At 64.8% G+C, this 2,778-nt stretch carries 3 protein-coding genes; 1 reads left to right on the plus strand and 2 read right to left on the minus strand.

The window, feature by feature from the left end:
• Both AC1DT2_RS20035 and AC1DT2_RS20040 read right to left on the minus strand, forming a co-directional pair.
• Positions 1–1,841, minus strand: a 1,841-nt coding sequence (locus AC1DT2_RS20035; RefSeq protein WP_477298277.1) for a heavy metal translocating P-type ATPase, incomplete at its 3' end; no start/stop codon positions are given.
• Positions 1,838–2,254 (minus strand): heavy metal-responsive transcriptional regulator, encoded by a 417-nt coding sequence (locus AC1DT2_RS20040; protein ID WP_213948073.1) that lies wholly within the window; start codon positions 2,252–2,254, stop codon positions 1,838–1,840. The genes AC1DT2_RS20040 and AC1DT2_RS20035, both read right to left, overlap by 4 nt.
• A gap of 221 nt (positions 2,255–2,475) precedes the next feature.
• On the opposite strand from AC1DT2_RS20040, the gene AC1DT2_RS20045 reads away from it, so the two are divergent.
• Positions 2,476–2,778: hypothetical protein (locus AC1DT2_RS20045; protein ID WP_477298278.1), on the plus strand; the 303-nt coding region annotated here is incomplete at its 3' end.

Genomic DNA, 2,778 nt, shown 5'->3' on the forward strand with positions numbered 1-2,778 from the left:
CCCGCCATGGCCACCTTCGCACCACCCGCTTTCAAGGCGTTGACGATGTTCGCCTTGTCCTCGGGCGAGGCACCCGCGTGCACTTCGTCGATAGGTAGCGTCGAGGCCACTGCCTTCGCCGTCGCTTCGTTGTCGCCCGTCAGCATGACCAGCCTCACACCCGCCGCGTGCAGGGCATCCAGCGCCGGCTTCGTCGAGGGCTTCACCGCGTCAGCCAAGGCCAGCACCGCAGCGAGACGGCCGTCGATCGCCATGTACATCGCGGTGGCACCCTTCGAGCGAGCCTTGTCAGCGACATCGCGGCCCGCGGCAACATCGACGCGCTCGTCCTCCATGAGATCCGCGTTACCCAGCGCAATATCGTGCCCATCGACACGACCGCTGACGCCGCGACCGACCACCGCCTGGAAACCGGTGATCTTCGGGATGACCAACCGCTCGGCTTCCGCCGCAGACACGATGGCTGAGGCGAGCGGATGCTCGCTCGGCTGCTCGACCGAGGCGGCCAGCGCCAGTACCTCGACGCGCTCCCGACCGAAGACACGAAGCTCCACAAGCGTCGGCTTGCCCTCGGTAAGCGTGCCGGTCTTGTCGAAGACCAGCGTATCGACCTCGCGAAGCGTCTCGATCGCAGAGGCATCGCGGAACAACACGCCCGCCTGCGCACCGCGACCACTGGCAACCATGATCGACATCGGCGTCGCCAGGCCCAGCGCGCAGGGGCAAGCAATAATGAGTACCGAAACGGCGGCGACCAGTGCATGCGCAAACGCAGGCGTCGGCCCCATCGTCCACCACACGGCGAAGGCGAGCAGCGCCACAACGACGACGGCCGGCACGAACCACGCCGCGACACGATCGGCCACGCGCTGCAGTGGCGCGCGGGAACGCTGCGCCTCGGCCACCAGCGCGACGATGCGCGAGAGCACGGTGTCCTGGCCAACGTGATCGACACGCACTACCAGGGCGCCATGCTGGTTCTGCGTACCGCCGGTGACCTTGTCGTGCATCTTCTTCGCCACCGGCACAGGTTCGCCAGTCAGCATCGATTCGTCGATATAACTTTCGCCATCCATCACGGTGCCGTCAGCTGGCACTTTCTCGCCCGGACGTACACGCACGTGATCGCCAACACGAAGCGATTCCAGCGAGGCGTCCTCCTCGGTGCCGTCCTTGCCGATACGCCGTGCCGTCTTCGGCACCAGACCCAGCAGGCCTCTCAAGGCCTCGCCTGTCTGGCGACGTGCGCGCAGTTCGAGGAAATCGCCAAGCGTCACCAGCGTGACGATCACCGCCGCCGATTCGAAATAGACGGCTATCTGACCATGCATGTCACGCATCGCAGGCGGAAACAGCGACGGCAACGCAAAGGCGATGGCGCTGTACAACCACGCCACGCCGGTACCCAACGCAATCAACGTGTACATGTTGGGCGACCACGGCAGTAGCGAGCGCCAGCCGCGCGCAAAGAACGGCGCACCGCCCCACAGCACCACGACCGTCGCCAAAACCGCCTCCACCCACGCAAGACCCGCTGCCCACGGCTCGTGCCACATGCGCCCGGTAACGTGCGGCACCATGGCGATCAGGAACACAGGCATCGTCAACGCAACAAGAGCGCCCAGACGGCGGCCCAGCGAGCGAACCTCGCCATCATCGTCCTCGAGCGAAGGCATGGCAGGCTCGAGGGCCATGCCGCACTTCGGACAGGAACCGGGGCCTTCCTGGCGGACTTCCGGGTGCATCGGGCAGGTGTAGATCGTCCCTGCTGGCATGGGCGCAAGATCGATCACGGTCGCGGCCTCGGCAGCCGCGTCGTGTGAGCAACAGGCGTGAGTCATGCCTTGGGCTCCGCCAGCGCCTTCAGGATCGGGCAGTCTTCCGGCGCGCCGTGACCTGGGCAGGCATCGACCAGGTCCGAGAGGCCGTCGCGGACGCGCTGCAGTTCCGCAATTCGCTCATCGATGGCGAGCAACCTGGCGGCGGCCCGCTCACGCACGCCCTCTACCCCGCCATGCCGGTCTGCAGAGAGGGCCAACAGTTCCCGAATCTCATCGAGCGTGAAACCCAGATCCTTGGCCCGCCGGATGAAGCGCAACCGCGACACCGTGGCCTGGTCGTACTCGCGGTAACCCGAGGGCCGGCGCCGCGGGGCGGGCAACAGCCCTTCCCGCTCGTAGAACCGGATCGTATCGATGGCGACGCCGGCGGACTGCGCGATGCGGCCGATGGTGAGGGAGGCTTGAGTGTTCATGGGGCCAAGTCTAGACCCTTGATCTAAGTCCAGAGTCAAGCCGCCCTCTTAATGCGTGAAGTCACCTTTTTTGGACCAGCAGTGAATGAGCCGAATACGTGTAGGGCCTTTCCGATAATCGTGTAGGGGCACAGCGCTCGGTTGCTATCCCTACGCCTGGCAACGCGCATGCGCGCTAGCGTCAATGCGCCTGATCCGAGGCATTCAAAAAAAGGAAGACAATGAATCGCACCCGCTACATGCTTGTCGCATTGCTCCTGGTCTGCTTCGGCGCCCTGCCCGGGGTCTCGATGGCATTGCCCCAGTTCGCTCGCGCCGTCATTTACTTCGATGCGAACGACAACATCATCGGAAACTCCAATCTCTACTGCAACAACGTCCGCGAGCACGCGGGCACGGTGGATTACGGCAACGCTAACCGCGTCGAATTCGAGTTCGGCTGCGGCGATCCGATCGTCTCCTGTGACTCGCTGGGCGTGTGTTCGACGGTCGGACACAATACCGTGGTCACGCCCGTCTACTTC

The sequence above is a fragment of the Luteibacter sp. P4_E6 genome (genome assembly GCF_056401535.1).